At 41.9% G+C, this 880-nt stretch carries 4 protein-coding genes; all 4 read right to left on the bottom strand.

What is annotated here, in order from left to right:
• On the bottom strand, positions 1-272 hold a 272-nt coding region (locus tag QZL64_RS04620; protein ID WP_296309323.1), incomplete at its 3' end, for a BppU family phage baseplate upper protein.
• A 4-nt stretch (positions 273-276) separates the two neighbouring features.
• The gene (locus QZL64_RS04615) at positions 277-507 is read right to left on the bottom strand and encodes a hypothetical protein (protein ID WP_021840829.1); all 231 of its coding nucleotides are present in this window, start codon (positions 505-507) and stop codon (positions 277-279) included.
• Positions 504-662, bottom strand: a complete 159-nt coding sequence (locus QZL64_RS04610) for a hypothetical protein (RefSeq protein WP_021840828.1) — start codon at positions 660-662, stop codon at positions 504-506. Before QZL64_RS04610 ends, QZL64_RS04615 begins: the two co-directional genes overlap by 4 nt.
• Before the next feature lie 11 nt (positions 663-673).
• Positions 674-880 (bottom strand): hypothetical protein (locus tag QZL64_RS04605; protein ID WP_296309321.1); only part of this gene is annotated, 207 nt, incomplete at its 5' end.

Below are 880 nucleotides of genomic sequence, written 5' to 3'. Positions count from 1 at the left end.
CCTGTGCCTGCTGCCGCCAGCATTTGCTCGGAGTATTCTACTTTAATCACGTTCCCGGATATCGTACAAGGATTTAATGTCTTTTTCCCATCCGGCTTATAATATTTGATCTTTGCCGTTGTTCCGCTTGGTATTTCAAATTCTGTTTTGTTCTCCAGCAGCGTAACCTCTACAATGCGGCTTCCCTTTTCTCCCTGCTTGACTACCACATATTCAAAAGGCGGGTTTCCATCAAGCTCTATCTGTATTCTCTGTGTGTTCTGTAATGCCATTCTGTCATTCTCCTTTACTCATTGCATGAATAATATCTTTATTTGCGCACGCCCGAATATCTGATAATGCAGCTGTTACAATTAAATCCATGAGATATGCGGGCAGCCCATAAGCATTTTGTATTTCCAAAATCGCTATTGTTACATCTCCGTGCGCACGGCTTAAGGTTACGCCTATCGGTTCTTTTTCTGCTTCTGTTGTCTGCTCTTCTTTGTTTGTGTTCTCTTCCATCATTCCTGCTCTCCTTTTTCGTTCATCTGTGCCGCTGCATAGGCAGCCATCACTTGTGCCAGCGATACGCTCTCTGTTTTTGTCTCATTGTCTGGCTCTGTCTTTGGTTCTTCTCCTTTTTTAGTTACCAAAATCCGTTCTACTTCCTGCTCGTCCATTTTTTACTCCTTTATATATTTGTTGATGAGTCTGGTACGCTTGTAATCATTCCGTTTCTAACTGTAAAAGTTGAATATGTCCAGCTTATCGTTCCGTCTCCGTTTGATGTAATTGACGTAATAATAGGCACTCTTTTGTTATTTGCTACTGTGTACCCATTTGCCCTGCTGTCTCTTAAATCTGCCCCATCTATATCCCATCCGTTCGCATAAAAATT

The sequence above is a fragment of the Veillonella sp. CAG:933 genome (assembly GCF_000431435.1).
Taxonomy (GTDB): domain Bacteria; phylum Bacillota; class Negativicutes; order Veillonellales; family Veillonellaceae; genus Veillonella_A.
Note: the sequence above shows the minus strand (reverse complement) of the source record. Positions and strands in the feature narration are given on the sequence as shown.

Excerpts from the sequence above, each read along its gene's own strand:
- QZL64_RS04615 (WP_021840829.1), bottom strand. The coding sequence starts at position 507 with ATGATGGAAGAGAACACAAACAAAGAAGAGCAGACAACAGAAGCAGAA.
- QZL64_RS04610 (WP_021840828.1), bottom strand. The coding sequence starts at position 662 with ATGGACGAGCAGGAAGTAGAACGGATTTTGGTAACTAAAAAAGGAGAA.